Genomic DNA, 522 nt, shown 5'->3' with positions numbered 1-522 from the left:
CATATAATCGCCAGCTTTCACTTTGGTAAAAATATCATTCGAACGGATGACTTCATACTTTCCATTCAGTTTAAAGAAATCCCCGACCGCAAAGCCATCGAATTCCTTTTCAATGCCTTCTGCTGTGATCTCAGAAAAACCATTTTCATCATAGTTTTCTGTGATCTCGACTCCGCCTTTGCCAAATGAATCGAACTCAATGTATTAGTCACCGTTGTTCTTGACAATGAATGATCCGATTGCTGTGACTAACGTTCCTGTTTTAAACATTATTCATCAACCTTTCGAGGTTTCTTATAATCTAGCACTTGTGTGCTATCAGAGTATCCATTTGTTGTTGGATCAGCAGTGATGCCTAGAAACGCTAGCAACGCAAAAAGTGCATTGATAACAGCTAGTGCCTTATCGCCGTACGAAGATAAATCTAATGTGTATCCGAAAGTCGCTGCAATCGCTTGAATCAACAAGATGACCAGCGGAACGACTCCAATCCAAAAAGCTTTAGATTTGATTCTCAGTTTC

At 39.8% G+C, this 522-nt stretch carries 2 protein-coding genes; one reads left to right on the top strand and one right to left on the bottom strand.

Annotated elements, in window-relative coordinates:
• On the top strand, positions 1-189 hold a 189-nt coding region (locus C2862_RS25565; protein ID WP_210736129.1), incomplete at its 5' end, for a hypothetical protein.
• 80 nt (positions 190-269) lie between these two features.
• Here C2862_RS25565 and C2862_RS25060 read toward each other — a convergent pair.
• Positions 270-522: phage holin (locus C2862_RS25060; RefSeq protein WP_136223769.1), on the bottom strand; the 253-nt coding region annotated here is incomplete at its 5' end.

Origin of the sequence: Massilia sp. Mn16-1_5, assembly GCF_004798585.1 — a bacterium.
In the GTDB taxonomy this organism is placed as follows: Bacteria; Pseudomonadota; Gammaproteobacteria; order Burkholderiales; family Burkholderiaceae_D; genus Telluria.
Note: the sequence above shows the minus strand (reverse complement) of the source record. Positions and strands in the feature narration are given on the sequence as shown.